This window comes from Companilactobacillus farciminis KCTC 3681 = DSM 20184 (assembly GCF_002706745.1).
GTDB lineage: Bacteria > Bacillota > Bacilli > Lactobacillales > Lactobacillaceae > Companilactobacillus > Companilactobacillus farciminis.
Genome location: NZ_CP017702.1, coordinates 528,632 through 552,415, shown reverse-complemented (window position 1 = coordinate 552,415; position 23,784 = coordinate 528,632). Strand labels below are relative to the sequence as shown.

Here is a 23,784-nt window from a genome sequence, read left to right as displayed (position 1 = left end):
AAAATTGTTGCTACAGTATGGTTAAATAAGGAGGTTTTGAACTATATGAAAGTTCTTATCATTGGTGCTCACGGAAATGTCGGACACCTATTAATTGGAGAATTACAATCGAGAAACATCGACTTTGTTGCTGGATTGCGTAGTCAAGAACAAATCAAGGCCTACAACGAAAACAACATTGAAACACAATACATTGATTTGACCGCATCTTTAGACGAAATCAGTGCATCTATTGAAGAAAGTGGTGCTGATGTCATCGTCTTCTCTGCCGGTGCTGGTGGTGCAAGCGATGCTTTAACTATGGAAATCGACCTCGACGGTGCTATCAAAACGATGATGGTCGCTGAAGCCAATAATATCAAGCGTTACATCATGGTCAGTTCTCTATTCAGTGACGACCGCGACAAATGGGACGCTACTGGTATCAGACCTTACATGACCGCTAAACATTACGCTGACGACCATTTACGTGGCACGAGTTTAGATTACACGATCATTCATCCCGGTGCTTTAACTAACGATGACGGCACAGGCAAAATTCAATTGTTAGGTCCAAATGAATCCGGTTCGATTCCCCGAGCTGACGTTGCCAAGGCTTTAGCTTTGATTATTGAAAATCCAGCTACGATCAAAAAAGAATACACTTTTGCTAGTGGTGACACTCCAGCTGAAGAAGTTTTTAGATAGTTTGTCTTTTAGAAAAGTATTTTGCAATCTGGTTTGTGAGATGCTTTTTTCTTGGCTTAAATAAATATAAATCCGAACAATATTTGATATAATTTTATTATTAATCGTCTTTTAGTTGTATTTTCTCATAATATCTGTAATACTTATGAAGTAAACAATAAAACCTCAGGGGGTTAATATCATGGAATCAGATCCAAATCTCAGTTTCATGGAAAAACTATTTCATCTCAAGGAAGCTAATACAACTGTTCGTCGTGAAGTGTTAGCTGGTTTAACAACGTTCGTTTCAATGGCTTATATTTTATTCGTCAATCCGCAAGTTTTAGGGGCTGCCGGAATGGATAAAGGTGCCGTCTTCACTGCTACTGCTCTTTCTGCAATTTTAGGTTCCGTCTTGATGGCTCTACTCGCTAACTATCCAATCGCCATCGCCCCAGGTTTGGGTGACAATGCCTTCTTTACTTATTCAGTAGTTCTCGCTATGGGTATTCCTTGGCAAACAGCAATGGCCGGAGTATTCATGTCCAGTATTTTATTCTTATTGATCTCTGTATTAAAATTACGTGAATTAGTCATCGATTCTATTCCACATGACTTAAAATTAGCTATGGCTTCTGGTATCGGTTTGTTCATCGCCTTTGTCGGTTTACAAGGTGGTGGCTTAGTCACAGCAAGTAAATCTACTTTGGTAGAAATGGGTTCTTTGACTGTTCCTACAACTTGGCTAACAATCTTCGGACTAGTCGCAACTGGTTTGTTGATGGCCAAAAAAGTTCCCGGTTCAATCTTCATCGGTATGGTTTTGACAACTATCATTGGCTTAATTACGAAATTAATTCCACTTCCAAAACAAATCATCTCAACTATTCCTAGTATGAAACCAACCTTTGGTGTCGGGGTTGCTCACATGCCTGATCTCGCTAACCCACAACTTTGGGCGGTCGTCTTAGTCTTCTTATTGGTAGCATTCTTCGATACAGCCGGTACTTTGATCGGTTTGGCTGAACAAGCTGGCTTCATGAAAGATAACAAAATGCCTCGTATTGGTAAGGCTTTGATGGCTGATTCCATTTCAATGCTTGGTGGTGCTGTCATGGGTACTACTCCAACCGCTGCCTTCGTTGAATCTTCTGCTGGTATCGCCGTTGGTGGTCGTACTGGTCTAACAGCTCTAGTCGTCAGTGCAATGTTTGCTATTTCAATGTTCTTCTCACCACTCTTGTCCATCGTAACTACTAACGTTACCGCTCCAGTTTTGATCATCGTTGGTATTTTGATGGCTCAATCAATGAAACAAATCGACTGGACTAAATTTGAAATCGCCATGCCAGCCTTTCTAACGATCGTTGGTATGCCTTTGACTTATAACATCTCTTACGGTTTCGCCTTTGGTATCTTGTTCTACCCTCTAACAATGTGGGCCGCTGGTCGCCGTAAGGAAGTTACTCCTATTATGTATATCTTGTTCTTTGTCTTTATCTTATTGCTTTATATTATTAATATTTTGCCTGGTAAATAAATCCGAAAACACTATCTAAAACTTTCTTTCACTCCAGAAACGTGTTATTTTTATGTTACTAACTTGGTGCGAAAGGTAGTGTAATCATGTCAGTCAAAGTTAAAGCAATCAATGGCGAGCAAGTAATAACCATTCCTAGTACCATCCACCCAATGGCAACAGAATATGAAATGTATCAAGGTTACGACGGAACAATCGTCTGCCTTCCTAAAAATAATGACAACAAAAAATCCGAAGCTGAATAATTTTAGCTTCGGATCTTTATTTGATTGATAAAATTAATTCTTTTGGATATAATACCTTTGTAAACGAAAAGAAGCCATGGGAGTCGTGGTCCCATGACTTCAAACATCAGATGGAATAGATTTGGAGATTAGCTAACCTTCTCGGTTAGCTTTTTTGATTATCGCGATACCATTTGCAAAATGCTCGAAAGCAATTGCAAAGATATACACTACAAAAGCGGTTTGCACCACACACACTCCAAACTTTTCCGAATGACATAGCAGACACCTCCATCTTCTGGAATAAACGAGGGGCGTTGCTCTACTCAACATTCTGACTAAGCCAACTTGGGAGCTACCCAAGAGTGCATGACTATACAGTTAGTATATTTAATTTCTGATGAATTTCCTAATTTATATATTTGTTTTTAAATAGAATAATTCTTTTATAAAACGTTGATATATCAATGATAAAATGGTATCAACTAATTATAAATGAGGTTTTCTGATGCCTAAGAATAGAACTGGACATGGATCAATTTATGGTTCACCTTACGCTAATGGTGAAGATATTTCTAAAGAAGCTGTCCACAGAAGATATGAAAGAGAAATTGCTAGAGTTACAAAAGAGAAAAATACAAAAGGCTTTAAAAAATATATCAAAAAGAATGGTATACCTGTTAGTCCATCTAACTATGAACGTTTAGTTGTTCTACTATTCAAGCAGCAAAATATTCCAGCAAGACTAAGTGATTTTAAATATAAAGACGCACATCATGTTGAAGTAACGGCTTTTGATTCTAGATGTAATAAACATATGCGCTGTAAAATTGATTTAAAACAAAATAAAATTGAGGTTATTAGTATGCTTGATTAACATTATTAGGTTGCTACAACCCCATACACATATCTATAACTAAAAAAACTGACTCCACAATTGGAATCAGTTTTTGTTTTACTTATCGAAATTTATTAATTGTAAACGAATGGCGTTTAATACCGCAATCAGAGTAACACCAACGTCGGCGAAAACTGCTTGCCACATATCAACCATTCCCAAAGCTCCCATTAATAAGAAGAGAACTTTAATTATTAACGCAAAGGAAATATTTTGGATGACGATTTGACGGGTGCGTTTGGCAATTTTCATTGCTTTGGCTACTTTGGATGGTTCATCGCCCATGATGACGATATCCGCAGCTTCAACGGCCGCATCTGATCCTAATCCACCCATGGCAAAACCGATGTCAGCTGTTGCTAGGACTGGCGTATCATTGATTCCGTCACCAACGAAAGCTACTTTATGATTTGTCTGGTGAGACTTCTTCAACAACTTATTAACGATTGAAACTTTGTTTTCTGGTAATAAATTAGTGTAAACTCCACTCATTTTGAGCTTTTTAGCAATCGAGTGGCCGACTTTTTCATTATCCCCTGTCAACATGACCGTTTGCTTGATTCCACGATTGTGCAACAAGTGAATGGCTTTTTGAGCATCAGTCTTGAGTTCGTCCGCAATCACGATGTGACCCCAGAATTTCTTGCCGACTGCCACATAGACGATTGTTCCGACAGCAGTTGATTCGACGAAATTGACCCCAGATTCACGCATTGATTTGGCATTACCAACGATGACTCTTTGATCATCCACTTCGGCAGTCAAACCGTGACCAGCAGATTCAGTGGCGTTTTCAATTGGTAAAATTTTACCTGTATAAGCGCTTTGAATCGAACTAGCAATCGGATGAGTTGAATTCTTTTCGACACTTGCGGCCATTTGTAACAATTGGTCTTTGGTGATACCGGCAACTGGAGCGACTTTGACCACGGCGAATTTTCCACGAGTTAAAGTTCCAGTTTTGTCAAAAGCAACGGTATCGACTTTGTTCAAGGCTTCTAGGTAATTGCTACCTTTGACCAAGATTCCCTGCTTAGATGTGGCACCGATTCCTCCGAAGAAACTCAATGGCACCGAGATGACCAAGGCACATGGACAAGAAATTACTAGGAAAATCAACGAACGGTAAATCCAAATGTTCCAAGCTCCCTGCATAACTAGTGGTGGGATCACAGCCAACATGACGGCCAAAGCTACGACGATTGGTGTGTAGATCTTGGCAAATTTAGTAATGAACTTCTCGGCACCGGCCTTTTTGCTGCTGGCATTTTGTACTAGATCCAAAATCTTAGCAACGGTCGAATCACTATAAACCTTGGTAACTTTGATTTGTAGCGTTCCATTTTGATTGATTGATCCACTCAAGGCCGTGTCGCCAACTTGAATATTTTGGGGCATCGATTCCCCGGTCAAAGCTGACGTATCAACTGATGAGCTACCCAAAACTACTGTTCCATCCAAAGGGATTTTTTCTCCAGGACGAACGACGATAATTTGTCCGATTTGAACCGTATTAGGGTCGACTTTTTTCATTTTGTTGTCGATTTTTAACATTGCAAAATTAGGTTTAACTTCTAATAGTGCAGAAATTGACTTCTTGGAACGGTTGACAGCAATATCTTCGAAAACATTTCCTAATTCGTAAAACAACATGACGGCAATCGCTTCGGGATACTCTCCCAAAATGATGGCACCGATCGTGGCGATACTCATCAGGAAGTTCTCGTCAAAAATTTCACCGTGGAAAATATTACGAATGGCTTTATAAACAATCCGACTACCGATGACTAAGTACGCGGCGACCAACAAAATAACATTAATTGGATTCGTTACCAGCGAACTTGAGCCTAATAGTAGTAAGATAAAAGATATTAACAAACGAATAATGGTAAACTTAGTTTCTTTGCTAAACTCATTTTTTATTCGTTTGACTTTATTTTTTGCTTTGTAATCAGTTTGGACATCGTATGATTTCATCGAGTTATCCTCCTTAAAAAGGTTTACATGTTCATTTGAATATATGAGCAATCATTCATATATAAATTATAATATAATAGGTTCTAATGAATTTCAACCTATTGTGATCAAGAGGACAACTTATGCCAGAACAAAATTTTGAAGTAGAGCACCAAAATGCGCTCCATAATTTAAAACAAAATATCCCTAACGACGACGATCTCGAAGCGATGGTCAACGTCTTCAAAGCCTTCGGTGACATGACGAGAGTAAAAATAATTCTTGCCTTGGCTGAAACACCATTAAGCGTTGGCGAGATTGCGGATACCCTTGATATGAGCCAATCTTCCATCTCACATCAATTGAGTATTTTAAAACAGCTCAATCTTGTTTCTAACGCGAGACGTGGACGTAACATCCATTATCGTTTGAGTGATCAGCATATTATTACTATTTTTAAGCAGACTAAAGAGCATATTATTGAGGATGAAAATGACTTTTAAACCACTATTTTTTAGTGGCTTTTTCTTTGGGCAAAAATTGGCAGTTTTTTGTCTAAGGATGCCGTCGTCCGCAAAAACCCTGTGATTGGCTGGAACGCTGGCGACGCCACTTTGAACTACTGCATAAACCAAGTGCGCAGCATTTCAAAGCTGGGTCTTCTACTAAGCAACAAGTTGCTAAGTAGAATTTGCCGGCTGAGCCATCACAGGGCTTTTGCTCCCGACTAGTTTTCTCTTTCTATTTGAATTCTCTTAAACCCCTCAAAGACAAAAGACAAAAACTTAAAACATAAAAGATAAAAACATAAAGAACAAAAGCACTAGGCTACCATGGCGACGTTTCTTACTTCACTTAGGTGGAACTTCTTGCCATTGTCTAGATAGAACAAGTCTTCATCGTAGCCTTTTATTTCTCCGGTTAGATCGTCTTTTACGTGATTATTTAGGTCAAAGACATTTAACTGTACTTTAACAATTTGATTGTAGGTATACGACTGCATTAAGAACTTAGTTATTTCTGTGAGTTCTTGTTGTGGTCGTAAATTATTTTGGTGGGAAGATTTCTTGGCTTGTTTTTTTAAAGCGGCAGTATGATCTGATAAATAAAAACCTTGCCACTTAATTTTGCCACGGTCGTGGTAGTAATTATCGAAAAAAGTTTGAACCATTTCGGGGTCTGCTTGGTATTTACTATTCATCGTAATGTTTCCTTTTCTGAATTAATTCTTGTGTTGTGGGCCATTTCTGACCGGTGAAACCATCATACATAAAGGATAAATGGATATTTTTTTGAATTTCATTAATAATTTTTTCTAAATATGATAAATCGTATTGTTCTATCGTATGAAGTGGAATAGAACGGACTCTTTGGCCCTTTGGTTGAATGTTGATGAAGAAATTATACGTTTTGTCATATTGATCATTGACCACTTGTAGCCAATACCTTGTTTGGTAGCGCCGAGTGAAATATTGCCTGATTCGTTCTAGGATGAGTCTTAAATCATCATTCATATGCATTACCGCCATTGTGTCCGCCGACTAGACTGGAGCGATTGATGGCCGTACCACCTTTTAATAAACTGTTGGCGTAAACGATGGACTTGAAACCGTAACGAGCTCTGATTTGGTCGATGACGGCTAACTTATCTTCATTGTCACATTGAGTTTTTATCGGTGTAAAGAAGTCTAATTGTTGCGCTACTTTGGTGACTAATTTGGACGAATAAACTGCCAAGTTCCTGACTGGTTGTCCTTGCCAATAATTCTCGAACATATAAATCAGAGTCTGGTTGATTTCCCAATCCTTGTCAGTCACATCAATATTTCGAGCCACACTGAAACCGCCACGTTCACTGTCATCCCCAGAATATGAATAAGTCACGGTCAGAGAAATACATCCAGCTTGTTTGTGATGATGGCGCAATCGAGAAGCAACTTGTTGGCCCATTTCTTTGATAACTGTCTCTATCTCAGCTTGGTTAAAATAATCTCTAGGCAAAACTTGTGAATTGCCGATACTGTGATTCTTAGGTTTGAGCTCATCAGACAAATTTGTTCGATCAATCCCCCAACTAATCGCAAACAACTGCTCGCCAATCAGGCCTAATTCCTGTTTTAAGTAAAAAGGATTGACGTGGGCTAATTCATACATGTTGTGAATTCCCAGGCGATTAAGGCGTTTTTTGGTCCGTTTAGCGATACTCCAGACATCAGTTAACTCATTGATCGTCCAGATTTTCTCCGGAACGGTTTGATAATGGATTTCAGCGATTAACTCAGGATTGTGCTTAGCGTAAATATCCAGAGCAATTTTGGCTTGCAAAGGATTATCACCGATTCCAACTGTAGTGTACAATCCCAGTTCCTTTCTAACCTTGATTTGAATCAAACGAGCCACCTGTTTAGGAGAGTCGCCGAATAACTTCCAAGAATGCGTCATATCAATGATCGACTCATCAATCGAATAAGGCCAAACATCCTTTTCTGCCGCAAATTCACGAAAAATATTGTTAATTTGAAGATTGCGTTTGATGTAGAGATTCATTCGAGGTGGAACAACAATTAAACGTGGATCCTGGGGCAAATCACGTTGACGAGAAACGTTAGCTTTGAGATGAAAAACTTTCTTTGCCATCGGAGAAGTCGCCAGAATCAAGCCACTACCTGCATTATCAGCCTCACTCATCACCACCAACAACTCCTTGAGCGGATTCAAACCACGTAAAGTCGCCTCAACACTAGCGTAAAAAGATTTGTTATCAATCAGAAAGTAAACTCCATGGGGTTCCTTGCGATAATCCATTGTTCACACCTCTTTTTGTTTATATTTTCATTATACGAACATATGTTCTTTTTTGCAATAAAAAAATAAGACCCCCAAACAGGAAGTCTTATTGATTATTAATAGTTTGCATTTGATGTAACGACGTATTCGATGTTACCTGTTGTAGCTTTTTCCAAGCCTAGGTTGTCACGAATTGAGTCTGTAACACGTTGCAATTCTGAGTTCTTAACAGTTTCCATGCTTTGGCCATCAACTTCAGCAGCTGTTCCCTTTAGAGAATCATCTGTTGTTGTCTTACCAACGGAACTGTAGTTCTTAGCTAATGTTGTCATTTGGTCAAATGTCAAATCAGTTTGAATTTGATCAGTAACAGAGTCAATCAAATCTTGGTTGAACAATGTTGCAATTGACTTACTTTGGCTAACTAAACTAGTAAGAACTTGTCTTTGACGACCTTGACGAGTTGTGTCGTCATTGGCACGTGAACGAACGTAAGCCATAGCTTTGTTTCCATTCATATGTGTCTTTACACCCTTAGTGAATGTGTAGCCACCGAATGAGAAACTAGTTTCTGGTGTTACGTCAACACCTCCAACTTCGTTAATAGCTTTGCCCATACCACCCATGTTTATGAGTGCGTAGAAGTCAACAGGAATGTTCAATAGCTTTTCAACTGTTGTAATAGCTGTTCTTGTACCATTAACTGAGTACGCTGAACTGATTGTTGCAGCTTTGTCACTGTTTGAACCGTTGATTTTCTTAACAGCAATATCACGTGGAATACTTGTGATAGTTGTCTTTTGAGTGTCAGGGTTCAAAGTTAGAACCATCATACTGTTTGTATTACCTTGGTAATTCTTAACTGAACTATTAGTATCGATACCCACCAATAAGATTGAAATAGGTTTCTTGTTCTTTAGTTCTGAATTAACATCACGTTGCTTGATAATACCTGAAGGTGCGAATGAACTATTAGCAGCACTCTTTACACTACGATAACGAGTCATACCAAATGCAGCCCCACCTAAGATAAATAGCAAGACGAACCACATACCAAGATTTCTCAAAGTATGCTTTTTTCTTCTATTGTTATGCATATATTTCCCTCCCTATAAGATTTGGTCAATTTTTTTACAATCGACTATACCCTATATTTTAACTCTATTTTTGTTAATTTGAATGGTGATTCCTAAATTACTGAAATTAAATCTATTTACTTGGATATAAAGTTCTTTTGATTTTTGAAATTATTCTCTTAAGCAAATATATATTTTTATACTTTTTAGATAATGGCTTAACTTTATTAATGAAATAATCTATATCATCTTTTGATAATGCTTCTTGATAGTATTCAGGAACTTCCAGACAAATTTTTTCTCTTTGATCTTGTACCTTTTTTCTTATCCAAGGAATATTGGAGCTGGGCTCAATTCTCTTTTTAGGAATCCATTCATTATTTTTTTGCTTTTTAAATAGTCTATATGCCATCTCATATTTCGTATGTTTAAAATGAGAAGCCTGAGATCTATAAATAGTATTTTCATCTACAGAATCCACAGTTAATTTATCATTCCTTATTCCATTATTAATAATTTTTTGAATAACCGGATTCCTTACAATAACAATATTGTTCCCCTTATTATCCTTGGTATATTCTGGAAGCCAAGCATCACCCAGTGTGACGTCTGCTGTTTCATTCATAACATCGTCAGTAAAATCAGAAGCTCTGACCTTAAAGAAACCTTGTCCCCAGTCGTTACCTAATAAATCTTTCATTTCTCGAATAATTGTTTGTTCTTTACCGTCGACTTTTCCAGTTATTTCAATAGCATATCTATCAGCAGGATAATTATCTTGTTTTTTTCTAAAATTAATTTTCTCCAGATTCCCTGGCTTAATTCCACATTGCCATGCTAAAAATTCCGCAAATTTAGTTGATTTTTGATGACCACAAACCAGACCTATTGTATATTTCAATCTTTCCTTTATAACAGGATCAATAGTAGCAAGCAATCTCAATTCCATAATAAAACTAGGTAACCCAACTATTGCATATCTACCAGGGTTTTCCTTCAATACATTTATAACTTTTGAAAATTCAACTGGGTAGTATTTAGTCTTTGCCCCATTCTTGATTCCCTTTAAATTATCAGAAATACTATACTCAAATAACTTTTCATTATCCTTTGACCCAGTAACATTTATAGCAAAGTCTATCTCATCATTTTTCAATAACTGAGATAAAATCCACGTTCCGAAACCACCAGAACTACCATTTTTTCTATAATCGCCCTCAACGACATGTCCTACATATAAACCTGAATAGTAACCAAGGTCCTTATTATATTTGATTTTTGGTACTTGAGAATATAGTCTTTTAGAAATATCAGATTCATTTAAATCACTTGTAGATAAACAAGATTCTTTAAGATTATTTGCCTCATTTTCAGAATATTGATAATCATTATTTTTTTGATAAGGATGATATTCTCCATACTTATCCAGTCTCATTTCAATATTTTTATTTACAACAGCCCAAGATCCAGTACCAAAGTCATACTTATTTCTCACTACTTTATTATAAATATCTTTAAAATCACTCAAATATGTCCCCTCGACCTTCAATTATCTTTTAACGAAACCCATTAGTATCCGCTTTTCAGCACCGTTCATTATGAATTTAAGGTAAATAGCAATATATATACATGAATAAATCAAGCCAAACACAATAAAACGAGAAATAGAATTTACAGACACATTATTTTGAATAAGAATTAATGGAATTGTTGATATAGCAAATGGAACTAACATTTTACTAGTTTCACCCCAATACCTTTTAATCTCCAATCCCATTTTTTTTGAGTAATACCAATTCATCGATATACCATTTGCACAAAGAATAGTTACAACGTAACCCATAGAAGCGCCAATTAGTCCAAAATAAATAGATCCAACAATTGTTATTACTATATTTACAACAGCAAAAATCACATAAACAATTGACCGAAATATATGTTTGTTCATGGCTCGTTGAATTTCTATACCAACGTTTTGACATAAGGGGATTATTGAAGGTAAAACCATTATAATTACCAAATAATACGCCTCAATATTCTCGCTTCCAGCCCACAGCTGAACAAAAAATTTTCCGACAACTATAAATCCACCTAAAACAAAAAAAAGTAATGCCATTTGTATTCGTCCTACTTTTATCATCAAATCAGTAAGAACGTCGGTACCCTTTTCTAAATTAACCAACTTATTAACTCGAGGTACAAACACATTAGACAGAGATGTTGACAACATAAAAAACATATTTTTAACTTGCACAGCTATGGCAAAAGTTGCTACCATTTTTGCACCTTGAAACATACCAAGTATAAAATTTGGAACATTATTATTAACAAGATCAACGATTTGATTCAAAAATATGAAAAACGAAAATATCCCTAAATCCTTCAATAACGAAAAATCAATGTTAGTAAAATCAAAATGCATGTTTAACTTTCTAATACAATAATTAATATTTAGTATTAAAAATAGCGTCGTTACCGAAATTTGAGTTATTTCTATCGAAAGAACACCTACTCCCATAAAAACTAATGGAATACATATCATAGGAACTAAAAACGTCTGCATCAATTGTCTACTTTGCTGAAAAATAAATTGCTCGTTCACAGTAATATTTGAATCAAATACAGATGATATGAACGTAATAGCCACATCTAATACCATGATGGCCATCAAGTATTTAGTAAGTTGTATCTCTGATGCACTTAAACTTCTACCAAAAATAGCTCCAGTATTTAAAACGAGTATCGTCCCTATAATTAAGGCAATTACACTAATACAGCCAAATAATATTAAATATAAAGCATTAAGTTTTCTAAGTTGCCTATAGTTCTCCTCTACTTTATATGTAATATAAAACTTTACATACGCACTTGAAAAACCCATTGATAAAAGGCTCAAGCTAACCATGACTGAATTAGTCATTTGAAACAATCCATAATTAGCTTGACCTACAAACCTAAGTAGAAAAGGAGTATATAGAAAAGTAACCAAATTCTTGGCAATAATATTTAAATAAGATAGTACTGCACCAAGTTTCCTTTGATTACCCATTGATATTCACTTCTACTCTTTTCAATGAATCTTTTAAAAATGACATAGATTCCCTTTTACGTATGTCTAATAATTTCATTGTTTTATAATAATCTATCGGCTTACCTTTTTCACATTTTGAGTGCCATCTATCTGCCAAATCTAAATCTCCTAATAAAGTATCAATTCTAGAATTCATGGACGGTCCCTTAAAATTTCGTTCGAACACTTCAAAGTACTTATTAAAAATGATAGAAAACGCCACAGCATGAAAAGAGTCCGTAAATACCGCCTCAGATCCACTAAATAAACTGATAAACTCTGACGGCCCAGATTTCCATAACTTTTCATCATCATAAGATAATAATTTCTTTATTTCATAACCTTTTTCTTTCGAAAATCTCTTAATATACTTCATATTATCATCAGAAATATCCCCCAAAAAATACACCACGACATATTTTTCAGTATATTTTTTATTACTTGATACCCTCATCCACTGATTTTTTGATAACAATAAGGTAGGATCTAATACAACTTTCGAACTCTTATCAGTCAATTTTGAAACTATTTTTTTACCGGAATGTTCCCGAACAGATATATAATCTATATTACTTAAACCTGCTTTATAAAATGAGTGTAATTTTTGAGGAATACATTTGACTCCAAACGATGCTGCATAACTTATTTTAGGCTTTTGGGAATACTCAATAAAATCCAATGATGAAAATCTGGGAAAAAAATAGTTCCAGACTTGATCACTTCCTACTACATAACAATCAATTTTTTTATCGAAATCAAAGTTAGCCGTGTCCTTATTGATAATAAATTTGGACTCTTTTATATTTTTAGACGTGAATTTCCGGAATTTTATTGCCCTTTCTACATTTAATTTCTTCTTGTAAGAAAATAATGAAAAAAATCGTTTTAAAAAGAAAGTCAAATTTGAATTTTCTCCTAGAATAGACATTACTGTCTTCTTTAGAAAGTTTTTTTCAGGTAAGCCTGAATAATTTTTAATTGTTATAACATCATTTCCGAGTGATGTTATAACTTCTTGTAAAGCGTAATTTTGAAGTCTATTACCATAATTCTCATAATCATTAATCGTACTAATAGCTACTTTCATTTATTCTCCCATAAACTGATAAGATTATTTCTTTAAACTATACCTATACTTGTCGAATTTTCGTTTCAATTTAAATACAATTACAGAGGCATCAAAACTATAATCAGCTATAAACAAACTAACTCTTTCTGTTTTGCTTAAATTGAATTTCTTTATTTCTTTAAGTCTATTTTCCTTTTTATAAAGTTTTTTAAAATTTAAATATTTAGATTTATCCATAAAAATCAAATTTGATGCAAATTCAATGTATGCCATTCTTCTTTTAACGTTAATCAAAGATATAAACTTATTTGGAATATTTTCTTCTACTAATTTCAATGCTGAAAAAAAAGTTAAATTTTTTAAATCGAAGGTATGTACTATTGAATTCTTTCGCCACCTATATGAATACAAACAATTTCCAATACACATAATCTTATTAGAATTATTCACAGCCAACACATTAAATAACATATCTTCTAAAAAAGTAATATCTTTATTAAACCTCTCATTTGTTAATAAGGAACGCTTATAAACTTTGTTCCAACAATATCCCCCAATATCCGAAAGAATACCCTCAATAGCTTTGTCCTTAGATATTCCCGTTCCCAAGAATTGTGTTCGAAAAACATGTCTTTTTACTTCATTTGGAAACACATCATAATAATTAAAAAATAATAAGTCAACGTCACTATTTTTTAACAAAGTATTTTTTAAATATTTCATAGACTCACCTATTAAATAATCATCAGAGTCCATAAACATAATATACTTTCCAACTGCCTTTTCCAAAGCTACATTTCGTGCAGCAGATACCCCTGCATTATTTTGTTTAAAAAGTTTTATATTTGCTTTCCCTTTTATATACTGTGAAATAATTTTAAGTGAACCATCCGTCGAACCATCATCCACAATAATAATTTCATAATCACAAAAATTTTGATTTAAAATAGAACTAATACAATCTTCAATATACTTTTCTGTATTAAACATTGGAATAATAATGCTAAAAAATGGTTCCGATGATTCCATAATTTCTCCTTCTAATCTAATTATAATATTGACTTTATGAGATTAATTAATGTCATAAGTTCAATAAAAATTTCACTATAAAATATTCATCTTTTGATTTTTACAAAACATTTCTATAAACCATCAAAAATCATTTTTATTTTTTTATCATAATATTTCTTGGAGAAATATGATCTGCCTACTTTCTGATTCATATTCTCTCTCTTGGACATTGAATTTAATTTCATATTTCTTATTTCATCTGCCCAAAAATCATCCGATTTATCTAAAGAAACCTCCAAAATCGATTTAGTAACATCAGCTACTTTAGGAATAACATCCTTAGAGGCAATTATTGGCAATCCAGATCCCTGTGCTTCAATTACCACAAAGGGTAATCCCTCATATAATGAGGGAAGTAATAATATGTCACTGCCACTCATTAAACATGGAATATCATTTCTTTTCCCAAGTAATTGAACATATTTTTCCAGTTGATATTTCTTTATTTCATCAATAACAACATCTCTTAAAATCCCATTCCCTACTATCAAGCATCTATAAGTTTCATCATAGTCAATAACCTTTTTTAAAATTCTTATAGCTCTGAGAACATTCTTCTGCTTGGATAATCTTGAAACAATAATAATAACTTTTTGATTATCTTTAAACCCAAATTTATTACGTACCTTTGCTCTCTCTAATTGATTAATTTTCCATTTATCTATATCTATTGCGTTATAAACAATAGTCGCATTAGTATTATTAAACATGAACTTACTAGCATCTCTAGATACGGACAGACATGTAGCATATTTTAATATTCTTTGATTATAGGGCTTTAGAAAAAATGAGGCAGCTTTTTTTAATTCTAATCGATTTCTAAATATTGCATCATTATGCGAATGATACACTGCTGGTAATCCCAAATCTTTAGCTGCTTTTACCCAAAATGCGCTATAAACACTTAAAGCATTCACATATACAATATCTGCTTTTACTTTACGCAAGATTCTTCTTGCAATTCTTGTTCTTCCGATATAGTGTTTTAAAGAATATTTGTCCTTAGCAATAAATACTTTTCCACCACGTGAAACTATATCACTTTGATATGCTATTTCTGAATAAGGATTTGCGTTTATAAAAATAATTTCATTTTTCTTATGCATACTTGCAAAGAAATTCATCAAATAAGTTTCTACTCCACCTGGATTATTTGTCATACCAACAACCACAATTTTTTTCATATTAATTTTCCTTCATTCATCTTTAAATATTAATAAATTTTGATAATAAGTTATTTCAGAATTTAAAACTAGTTGAATAAGGTACAACGCCAGAAAAATTATTAGCTAATTTATAGTACATAATTACCAATCCAATTAGAATTATGATGAATATGCCAAATAATTCTACCAATCTCTTTTCCAAAAACTTATTCGAAATTTTCTTTATTGCAGTAGGCATAAATACAGGTACAAAAATCAAAAGATAGTTTGCTATTCTAATTATTAATTGAGAGTTTCTACCAACTATATAAAAAATAGATCCCATAATTGTAGAAAACAACGTAAAAGCAAAGATGTTATCTTTTTTTATATCAATCATAAAAAAGGATAATAAAGATATTAGAATAAAAAAGGAACCTAAGAAAAGAACTCCTCCACCCGCTGATAGAGACGAATTATTCATCGAATTTACATACATATTATAATGACTAAAAAACATAGAAAATATCATTAGAATCTTGTTATATGAGAACAATATTACCGTCATAAAAAGAATGAGTAATGTTAAATATTTACCATTCTTCTTTACTCTTACTAAGAAAAAGTTTATTAATGCCAAAAAAGCTGTACTATGTATTCCTATTGCTAATAAAAGTAACAATACTGATTTTATATTTTTACCCTCAATAAATAAACACACAGAATACATTGCAATCGAAACTGCAAGCATTTGTCTCTGCATATTAAAACTATCGAAATAAAAATAATACGTTATATAAATGTATATTGATAGAAAAACACTTATAAAATCATTCTCTAATTTAATTAAAGATGCCAAAAAAAAGAAAACAGATAGTGCAGACATTAGTAAAATAAAGATGGTATAATTCCCATTTGCTAATTGAAAAATAAACTTACTAAAGATGTTATATATTAATGCACCATTAGAATTATACGACGTATTTTGATTTAAAAAATAATTCATATATAACTGCGTGTCAGTCCCCACTAGATAAGATCTAAGTCCCATGAGTAAAGACAAATGCATAAAAGCAATAAAAAGATACCATTTTATTATTTCTTTACTTCTAAAAAAATAAAAAAAGAAACTGTACATCAAAAAAAATGACAATTGCAAAAAGTAAAATTCCATTTAATTCCCCTCATAAAATATGTTCATATAACAAAAAGATTGCTCATCTTTTTCTCACAATTTTATATATATTTCTATATATATCGGTTCCTAATAGACTAGCATATACTCCAAATAATACATTTCTATTTTCAATTTTTGTAAAGAGTATCTTGGATCTATTTTTCTTAATTTCAGACCAAAGTAATCCATATTCCCTTTCATATTTATCTTTATTTATTTTCATCCATACATTAGAATATGCAGCAAAAAGTTTGCTGGATACATCATTTTCTAACTCCGGATACTTACAAAGTATCGTCTTCCTTGCTTTTTCCCCCATTTCTAATATATCCATATTTTTTTTATTAAAATCACTGTTCATTGTATTATTACTACGTTGAACATAAAAATAGTCAGGTGAATCAACAAAAGAAATTTTTTTTGCTTTACACATTAAAGCAAACGTCATATATAAATCCTCATATATTTTGCCAATAGGAAACTCTAAATTCTCAAAAAGTTCTCTTTTAAATAATTTCCCACATATTTCATTATCCGGCTTCTGATGTAAAACTCTTCGTATACTTTCCTTGCATCTGCTAATAGAGATATTGCTGGCATAATGTTTTCTATTATTGAGAATCATTCCTTCATCATTTACAGGAATTATGTCTATCATTGCAATTTCTGTATTAGAGGTAATCCCATCAATTAAATGTGCCAAATATTCAGAACTGACATAGTCGTCACTATCAACAAAAGTTACATACTTACCACTAGATTTACTGAGACCATTGTTTCTAGCGACACTTCTGCCACTATTCTTTTCCCTTACACATTTAATTCTAGAATCTTTCTTGGAATAATTTTTCAATTTATTAAACGTGTCATCTTGAGAACCATCATCTATCGCTATTATTTCAAAATTTGTAAAACTTTGTTTCAACAAAGAATCAATACATTTAGAAATATATTCTTCACTATTATAAGATGGGACGATTATACTAACTAGCGGATCTTTTGAATTATTCAATATACGCTCCTTTGCCGTTAAATACTATTTAAAAAAAATCATTTTCCGTTTGAATATACTTTTTTATATTTTTTTATCATTTCATCTTTAGAAAAATGATTCACAATATATGTATGTGGATCCTCCTTAAGCTCTTTTCTTTCATAAAATTTTTTCTCAAATTCTTTAGTAGTTTTGAATAAATAGCCATTAATATTATCATCTATAACATCACTATTACCCGTAGTGTCCGTCACAAAACAAATCTTAGAAAAATACATGGATTCCAACAAGGAAATCGGTAATCCTTCCCATTTCGAAGTCAATATAAAATACTTATATGGTTGAATTTTTTTTAATACTTCTTCTCGTGACATCCATCCTGTTACTAATATATTACTAGATGCCAATTCTTTTCTTAGGGGTCCATCTCCAATCCATACGAATTTTTTATTTAAATTTTTACGAGCAATATCATTAAATAACCTTGGATTCTTTTGTTCACTTATTCTCCCAATTGTAAAAATTGTATCTACAGAGTTAGAATAATTTTTTTTAAATCTTTTCAAAAAGTTAGTATCTACAGAGTTATTAATAAATATTGAATTTTTAGTTACTCGTTCACTTTGCAAATACTCACCATTACTACATGCAATTGTAAGTACATTTCTTTTACCGAGAAGTTTTTCAGCAAATAAATATATTTTACTTTTTATACTGTTTTGAGACTCATCTAAAAATGCATAACCATGCGGCGTGTAAAACAGTTTTTGCTTTTTATCATATTTGATTATTCTTCCAATTCCTCCAGCTTTAGACGAATGGAAGTGGACAATATCCGGATTTATTTCCCTTAATTCCCGTTTTATTTCTAGGTAAGCTTTAAAATCTTTTTTTACATTTAAATTTCTTGTAAAATTTTTTATTTTTATTAATTTCACTCTTTTATCAAATTGTTTTTTTAAATCCTTTGGGGTTTGATCTCTAACCCCATACAATATATATACTTCATACTCATCAACTAACCCTGAAGTCAAATCCAACAAGTAAGAATATACTCCTCCTCCGAATGATTCAACTATATGCACTATCTTTTTCATAAACAAAATTCACCTACTAAAATAGATTTAATACAAAAAGGCAGAACGTTATTCAGCTTAATGAATAACAATAAAAACGCCAATTAGAAATACAAATGTTACAATATAATAACAATACGTCAAAGGATGGGGCTTATGTCAAAACACGCTTACTTACTAATCGCACATAATAAATTCGAACAATTATCACTCTTAATATCACTTCTTGACGACTATAGAAATGATATTTTTATCCTTATAGATAAGAAATCCAAGTTAACTGATGAAATCAAAAGTTCTTTATTTAAGTCAGCTAAAAATTCTTACATTCAAATTTATCATGACAAAGACATCTCCTGGGGAGATTATTCTCAAATAAAAGCTGAAATGGAATTATTCAAAGCAGCTAACGAGCATGGAACATATAGTTACTATCATTTACTATCTGGACAAGATCTTCCCATTCAAAATCAAAATTACATCCATACTTTTTTCGATAAACATCCTAATAAAATTTTTTTAACAATAGTACCCTTCGAAACTTTTAAAAAAAATAAAATAATGTCAAGAGTAAAATACCATTACAAATTTATAAAATATTATAGTCATTCAAATCCACATAAACTTGAACGTATCTTTTTCAAATTATTAGAACATATTAATTTTATCTATCAGAATTTAAATGGAACTGCAGCTAGACGTCTAAAATCATTGCCCAAAATCGGCTATTCTTCCAACTGGATAAGCTTAAATGAGGATGCTGTGAACTACATTTTAAGTAAACACTATGAAATTTATGATATTTTCAAAGATTCCTTTTTATGTGATGAATTATTTGTTCCTACCATTTTATTCAACAATCAGAAATACAAAAATATGATATTTTATAACACGCCAAGCCATGATAAACCTGAAGAACTTCAAGGGAATCTCCGATATATAAATTGGTGGGACGGATCTCCTTACACATGGACCGATAATGACTTAAATACAATTCAAAGAGCCCGAGAGTTAGGTCATTTATTTTCAAGAAAATTTAATTTAGAATCTTCTCCTAAATTAAAAGAAAAGATAACTTTTATCTGTAAGGGTCAAAAAACTATTTAATATTTAAAATACGGAAAATTCTATGAAAACTCATAGGATTTTCCGTTTTTATATACTGAGTTTTATTTAACTAAGTTATATCAATATGCTCCCTTACCTTTAAATATACTAATGAAGTTACCAAATATGATTTTTAAATCTAATAGCATATTAGCCTCATCAATATACTTCATTTCAATGTTAGCTCTTTCCGGATAGCCAACCTGACTTCTGCCAGATGCTTGCCACAATCCCATTGCTCCAGGTTTTACTGAAAGAAGCTTATAGCTATCATATTCTTTCAATTCTTCCTCAATAACCGGACGTGGACCAACTAAACTCATATCACCTTTAAGAATATTAATAAACTGCGGAATTTCATCAATTGAAGATTTTCTCAAAAATCGACCAAATCTAGTAATACGTGGATCCTCATTAGGTTTTAATTTATAATTATTCTCCACATATCTCTTATACAATTCTTCATTATTCTTAAGTTTTTCCTCAGCACCGACAACCATTGATCGAAATTTATACATTCCAAACTTTCGACCATACTGTCCCATTCTGATTTGTTTGTACAACAATGGTCCTCTATTAGATTTACTAAATTTATTAATAATCCAAACAATCAAATAAACGGGGCTTGAGAGTAATAATGCAATTAATGAAATAACGATGTCAAATATTCTCTTATTGATTAGATAAAGTGACCAACGCTTTGTAAGTGCTATTTCTTTATTGTGTACACTGTCAGACTCTATCATTTAGATTTCCCCCCTCATATATATTATTTATCCTAAAATAACCAAAATCTCTTCTTCTTCTTAAACATTTCAGAAATCTTCTGGCTGTCCATATCTGCCACATCATCGCCATTGATGATATTTTTAGCATTTTCATTGAACAGTTCAGCTTTTTCTTGTCCTCCTTCTTCCACTAACTTGCTGAAGGCTTCTTTCATCAAGAACCTTCTCCCCTCAAAGTTGTGGGCATCAGAAGCAAAGGTATAACCGAGATTGGCTTTGACCATTTTTTCTGTTAACCGTTGAACCTTTGAACCAAAGACTCCAACGTAGCTGCTGGCTGTCAATTGAGTCAAGCAGCCCATTTTTACAAATTCATATAATTTATCTGGATCTTTTTGAAATCCCGCGTTTCTTTCTGGATGGGCCAATACTGGCGTGATACCGCGAGTGATTACATCAAACAACATGTCAGTCGTATACTCCGGCACACTGTCATGAGGTAACTCTAGCAATAGGTAACGACGTGTTTCATCCATAAATAGTACGTCACCGATTGCAATTGCTCTGGTTAAATCTCCAGTCAGATGTACTTCCTGCCCCGGAAAGACTTTTAGAGGTATCCGATTTATTTCCAAAGCGTTTTGAAAATAAGCCGTTTGACTAACGACATCTTGACTGTGGTTGGTATAAGTTCCATCCATATGATGCGGTGTTAATAAAATATGACTGATTCCTTGACTCACAGCTACTTTCGCCAAATCTAGCGACATTTGTAAGTCTTTAGATCCATCATCAACTCCTGGCAAAATATGGCAATGCAAATCAATTAGTTTCATTTTTTATCAGCTCCGTAATAGCCGCCATAGTGACCACCGTAATAGCCACCGTAGTAGCCGGTACTTTCTCTTATGACACGATTCATCACAAATCCTAAGATATTAGCGTGGACAGTTTCTAGTGCTTGTTGTGCATGAGCGACACCAGATTTTTCAGCGATTCCCTGAGGAATTACTAAAATAACTCCGTCGACTTTTGTAGCCAATACTTGTGCATCAGTAACTGAGTTAGCTGGTGGTGCATCAAGTATCAACAAGTCGAATTTGTCAGCTAAACGAACTAGTAAGTCCTTTGTTCGCATACTACCGAGTAGTTCTGACGGATTAGGTGGAATTGGTCCACTAGTAATAACGTACAAGTTGTCGACCATTGTCTTTTGAACGACATCTTCTAATTCAGCGTTACCTAATAGGTAATTTGACAATCCAAACTTATTGCTGAGGTTAAAAGTCTTGTGCATCGTTGGACGACGTAAATCAGCATCGATCAAGATAACTTTGTCACCTTGTTTAGCCCAAGTAACCGCCACATTGTTACTAACCGTTGACTTACCTTCTGATGGTGCTGAAGAAGTGAACAAAATCGACTTCAATTTCTTATCAACTGATGAGAATTGAATGTTTGTTCTAATCGTCTTGAATTGTTCTGACACTGTACTTGTAGGGTCGTCATAACTGATCAAGCCGACACCGTGTTTCAAACTGTAATTGTCTAGTTTTTTTCTCTTGCCTTTAAATAATTTCATCTTCACCTAGACCCTTCTGTGACTTTCTGAATTGTTGCCACGAGTAGTTTTTGCACGAATTCTTCTAGTTTCAGCAGTCTTTTCAATATCTTTTTGGTCGATTTCATTAACTATCCCTAAACTAGTTAATCCTAAATCGCCAGTCAAAAAGTCTTCTGTTGTAACTGTCTTATCCGTAATTTCACGAATAAAGGCTAAGGCGATTCCAAGTAGTAATCCTAAGACGATTCCTGCTAAGAGGTTCAAAGTCTTTCTCGGACTGACGGGCTTGTGATTGACTGCCGCATCAGAGACGATTGAGACGTTGTTGATACTCATAATCTTAACGACTTTTTTCTTGAAAACTTTAGCTGTGGAATTAGCGATTGCGGCCGCTGTTCCTGGGTCTTCTGACTTAGCTGTCACTGAGAATACTTGTGAGTTTTGAGAATTACTGATTGATAAGGAATCTTTCAAAGCACCAATTGAACCAGGATAGCCTGGATATTGCTTGATTTCCTTATTAACACTCTTCAAAACAGTTGGACTAGTAATGATGTCCTTGTAAGTACTGATCATCTGTACATCAGCTTGAACTTGTTGAAATTGTGCCCCTTGCATGTCAGCTGAAAGTTTACGATTGACCAAAATCTCAGTCGTTGCACTGTACTTAGGCGTCATAACGAAGAAAGTTACGAACACCGAAGCCGCAAAGACAACGATGGTAGTTCCTAAAATTGCACGAAAATGTTTACGCAATATGCCCCAAATTTGTAGCATACTAATAGTTTGTTCTGATCCCACTATATCCTCCGAAAAATGTAAATAAATCCTTCATACCATATATACTAAGATATATATTTTGTATTTTGTGCCTAATATTTGTTATATAAAAAGTATAGTCTTCTTGGCAATTCCTAACAATGGCAGTTTGAAATTTTATTCTATGAAGGAAAATATTAGAAATCATAAAAATATTAACAATTGGAATAGGCATCCTACTAATTATTCCACACATTCCTTATTTAAACATAAATTCCTATACTAAACAGCAAAATTTTATAAAAAAAAGCCCATCAATCATTTGATGAACTCTTTACAATCTATTTTTCAACCATTCGATATGATTTTTTTCACGTTCGATAGCCCGCGTTAAAATCAAATAATGGCCAAAATTTGCTTTAATTTCTTCTTTGTCTGTGAAAACCTTTCTCAATCGCCCTTGTAAGTATTCATATTTATCTTGTTTGAGCTTCAATTCTTGTTCCAACAATTCTTTCAACAATGGATCAGTCGCATCATTTATAAAATATAGCTTTAATGAGAACAATTCTTCATTGCCATCGAGTGGTTCTCGCATCCAATTGCGCAATACTTCGTGACCCGTTGTCGTCAACGTATAATAAGTAGCCTTGCCCTCTTCTTCGTCAGTGACCCAGTTGTCTTCTTTCATTCGAGCGAGTTCTGGATAAATCTGACTGTGTGAGGCATGCCAAAAATCGCCAACTTCATGTTTGAACTCTTGGCTGATTTGATATCCTGACAACCTCTTCTTATTGTTGATCAATCCTAATAATACGTATGGTAAAATTCGTTTCTTCGGCATAATTTTCTCCACAAAAAAATGATATACAACTCT

General features: G+C 33.6%; 24 protein-coding genes. 6 read left to right on the top strand and 18 right to left on the bottom strand.

Annotated features, from left to right (window positions below):
* The first annotated feature begins 45 nt into the window (after positions 1–45).
* The 4 genes from LF20184_RS02605 to LF20184_RS02595 all read left to right on the top strand — a co-directional run bounded on the left by LF20184_RS02605 (position 46) and on the right by LF20184_RS02595 (position 3,307).
* On the top strand, positions 46–687 hold the full coding sequence (locus tag LF20184_RS02605; protein ID WP_010020863.1) for an SDR family oxidoreductase: 642 nt from the start codon (positions 46–48) through the stop codon (positions 685–687).
* Between the two features lie 181 nt (positions 688–868).
* A complete protein-coding gene (locus tag LF20184_RS02600; protein WP_010020864.1) occupies positions 869–2,206 on the top strand; it encodes an NCS2 family permease in 1,338 nt (445 codons plus the stop codon).
* 86 nt (positions 2,207–2,292) lie between these two features.
* The gene (locus LF20184_RS12665; RefSeq protein ID WP_010020865.1) at positions 2,293–2,451 is read left to right on the top strand and encodes a hypothetical protein; all 159 of its coding nucleotides are present in this window, start codon (positions 2,293–2,295) and stop codon (positions 2,449–2,451) included.
* 487 nt (positions 2,452–2,938) lie between these two features.
* Positions 2,939–3,307: a hypothetical protein gene (locus tag LF20184_RS02595; RefSeq protein ID WP_010020868.1), complete on the top strand. Its 369-nt coding sequence runs from the start codon at positions 2,939–2,941 to the stop codon at positions 3,305–3,307.
* Positions 3,308–3,385: 78 nt separating this feature from the next.
* Here LF20184_RS02595 and LF20184_RS02590 read toward each other — a convergent pair whose 3' ends face one another.
* Positions 3,386–5,305, bottom strand: a complete 1,920-nt coding sequence (locus LF20184_RS02590) for a heavy metal translocating P-type ATPase (protein ID WP_010020870.1) — start codon at positions 5,303–5,305, stop codon at positions 3,386–3,388.
* A gap of 122 nt (positions 5,306–5,427) precedes the next feature.
* Here LF20184_RS02590 and LF20184_RS02585 point away from each other — a divergent pair, with 122 nt between their 5' ends.
* On the top strand, positions 5,428–5,787 hold the full coding sequence (locus LF20184_RS02585) for an ArsR/SmtB family transcription factor (protein WP_010020872.1): 360 nt from the start codon (positions 5,428–5,430) through the stop codon (positions 5,785–5,787).
* A 320-nt stretch (positions 5,788–6,107) separates the two neighbouring features.
* Here LF20184_RS02585 and LF20184_RS02580 read toward each other — a convergent pair whose 3' ends face one another.
* From LF20184_RS02580 to LF20184_RS02525, 12 genes are all read right to left on the bottom strand, one after another.
* Positions 6,108–6,485, bottom strand: coding sequence for a hypothetical protein (locus LF20184_RS02580; protein WP_010020874.1), 378 nt, complete (start codon positions 6,483–6,485; stop codon positions 6,108–6,110).
* Positions 6,478–6,813, bottom strand: a complete 336-nt coding sequence (locus LF20184_RS02575; RefSeq protein WP_236906333.1) for an acetyl-CoA carboxylase — start codon at positions 6,811–6,813, stop codon at positions 6,478–6,480. Before LF20184_RS02575 ends, LF20184_RS02580 begins: the two co-directional genes overlap by 8 nt.
* Positions 6,791–8,089: a Y-family DNA polymerase gene (locus tag LF20184_RS02570; protein ID WP_010020876.1), complete on the bottom strand. Its 1,299-nt coding sequence runs from the start codon at positions 8,087–8,089 to the stop codon at positions 6,791–6,793. Before LF20184_RS02570 ends, LF20184_RS02575 begins: the two co-directional genes overlap by 23 nt.
* Positions 8,090–8,187: 98 nt before the next feature.
* A complete protein-coding gene (locus tag LF20184_RS02565; protein ID WP_010020878.1) occupies positions 8,188–9,168 on the bottom strand; it encodes an LCP family protein in 981 nt (326 codons plus the stop codon).
* A 112-nt stretch (positions 9,169–9,280) separates the two neighbouring features.
* Complete coding sequence (locus tag LF20184_RS02560) at positions 9,281–10,675, bottom strand: Coenzyme F420 hydrogenase/dehydrogenase, beta subunit C-terminal domain (protein ID WP_010020880.1); 1,395 nt, start codon at positions 10,673–10,675, stop codon at positions 9,281–9,283.
* 21 nt (positions 10,676–10,696) lie between these two features.
* On the bottom strand, positions 10,697–12,196 hold the full coding sequence (locus tag LF20184_RS02555; RefSeq protein ID WP_082607436.1) for a lipopolysaccharide biosynthesis protein: 1,500 nt from the start codon (positions 12,194–12,196) through the stop codon (positions 10,697–10,699).
* On the bottom strand, positions 12,189–13,304 hold the full coding sequence (locus LF20184_RS02550) for a polysaccharide pyruvyl transferase family protein (RefSeq protein ID WP_010020881.1): 1,116 nt from the start codon (positions 13,302–13,304) through the stop codon (positions 12,189–12,191). Before LF20184_RS02550 ends, LF20184_RS02555 begins: the two co-directional genes overlap by 8 nt.
* Positions 13,305–13,328: 24 nt before the next feature.
* Entirely contained in the window at positions 13,329–14,315 is a 987-nt protein-coding gene (locus LF20184_RS02545) for a glycosyltransferase family 2 protein (protein ID WP_010020882.1), read from the bottom strand.
* Between the two features lie 113 nt (positions 14,316–14,428).
* The gene (locus LF20184_RS02540; RefSeq protein WP_010020883.1) at positions 14,429–15,541 is read right to left on the bottom strand and encodes a glycosyltransferase; all 1,113 of its coding nucleotides are present in this window, start codon (positions 15,539–15,541) and stop codon (positions 14,429–14,431) included.
* 55 nt (positions 15,542–15,596) lie between these two features.
* The gene (locus LF20184_RS02535; RefSeq protein ID WP_056945179.1) at positions 15,597–16,676 is read right to left on the bottom strand and encodes an EpsG family protein; all 1,080 of its coding nucleotides are present in this window, start codon (positions 16,674–16,676) and stop codon (positions 15,597–15,599) included.
* A gap of 43 nt (positions 16,677–16,719) precedes the next feature.
* Complete coding sequence (locus tag LF20184_RS02530; protein ID WP_010020887.1) at positions 16,720–17,691, bottom strand: glycosyltransferase family 2 protein; 972 nt, start codon at positions 17,689–17,691, stop codon at positions 16,720–16,722.
* Positions 17,692–17,729: 38 nt separating this feature from the next.
* Positions 17,730–18,770, bottom strand: coding sequence for a glycosyltransferase (locus LF20184_RS02525; protein WP_010020888.1), 1,041 nt, complete (start codon positions 18,768–18,770; stop codon positions 17,730–17,732).
* Between the two features lie 135 nt (positions 18,771–18,905).
* Here LF20184_RS02525 and LF20184_RS02520 point away from each other — a divergent pair, with 135 nt between their 5' ends.
* Positions 18,906–19,856: a beta-1,6-N-acetylglucosaminyltransferase gene (locus LF20184_RS02520; protein WP_056945178.1), complete on the top strand. Its 951-nt coding sequence runs from the start codon at positions 18,906–18,908 to the stop codon at positions 19,854–19,856.
* Positions 19,857–19,936: 80 nt separating this feature from the next.
* On the opposite strand, the gene LF20184_RS02515 is transcribed toward LF20184_RS02520, so the two are convergent.
* The 5 genes from LF20184_RS02515 to LF20184_RS02495 form a co-directional block, all read right to left on the bottom strand.
* A complete protein-coding gene (locus LF20184_RS02515) occupies positions 19,937–20,602 on the bottom strand; it encodes a sugar transferase (RefSeq protein ID WP_010020891.1) in 666 nt (221 codons plus the stop codon).
* Between the two features lie 32 nt (positions 20,603–20,634).
* A complete protein-coding gene (locus tag LF20184_RS02510) occupies positions 20,635–21,420 on the bottom strand; it encodes a tyrosine-protein phosphatase (RefSeq protein ID WP_010020893.1) in 786 nt (261 codons plus the stop codon).
* Positions 21,417–22,166 carry a CpsD/CapB family tyrosine-protein kinase gene (locus LF20184_RS02505; protein WP_029606585.1) on the bottom strand — a complete coding sequence of 250 codons (750 nt, stop codon included), beginning with the start codon at positions 22,164–22,166 and terminating at the stop codon, positions 21,417–21,419. The genes LF20184_RS02510 and LF20184_RS02505 overlap by 4 nt, the downstream gene beginning before the upstream one ends.
* 6 nt (positions 22,167–22,172) lie before the next feature.
* Entirely contained in the window at positions 22,173–22,949 is a 777-nt protein-coding gene (locus tag LF20184_RS02500) for a YveK family protein (RefSeq protein ID WP_010020897.1), read from the bottom strand.
* 292 nt (positions 22,950–23,241) lie between these two features.
* The gene (locus tag LF20184_RS02495; RefSeq protein WP_010020898.1) at positions 23,242–23,751 is read right to left on the bottom strand and encodes a PadR family transcriptional regulator; all 510 of its coding nucleotides are present in this window, start codon (positions 23,749–23,751) and stop codon (positions 23,242–23,244) included.
* Between the last annotated feature and the right edge of the window lie 33 nt (positions 23,752–23,784).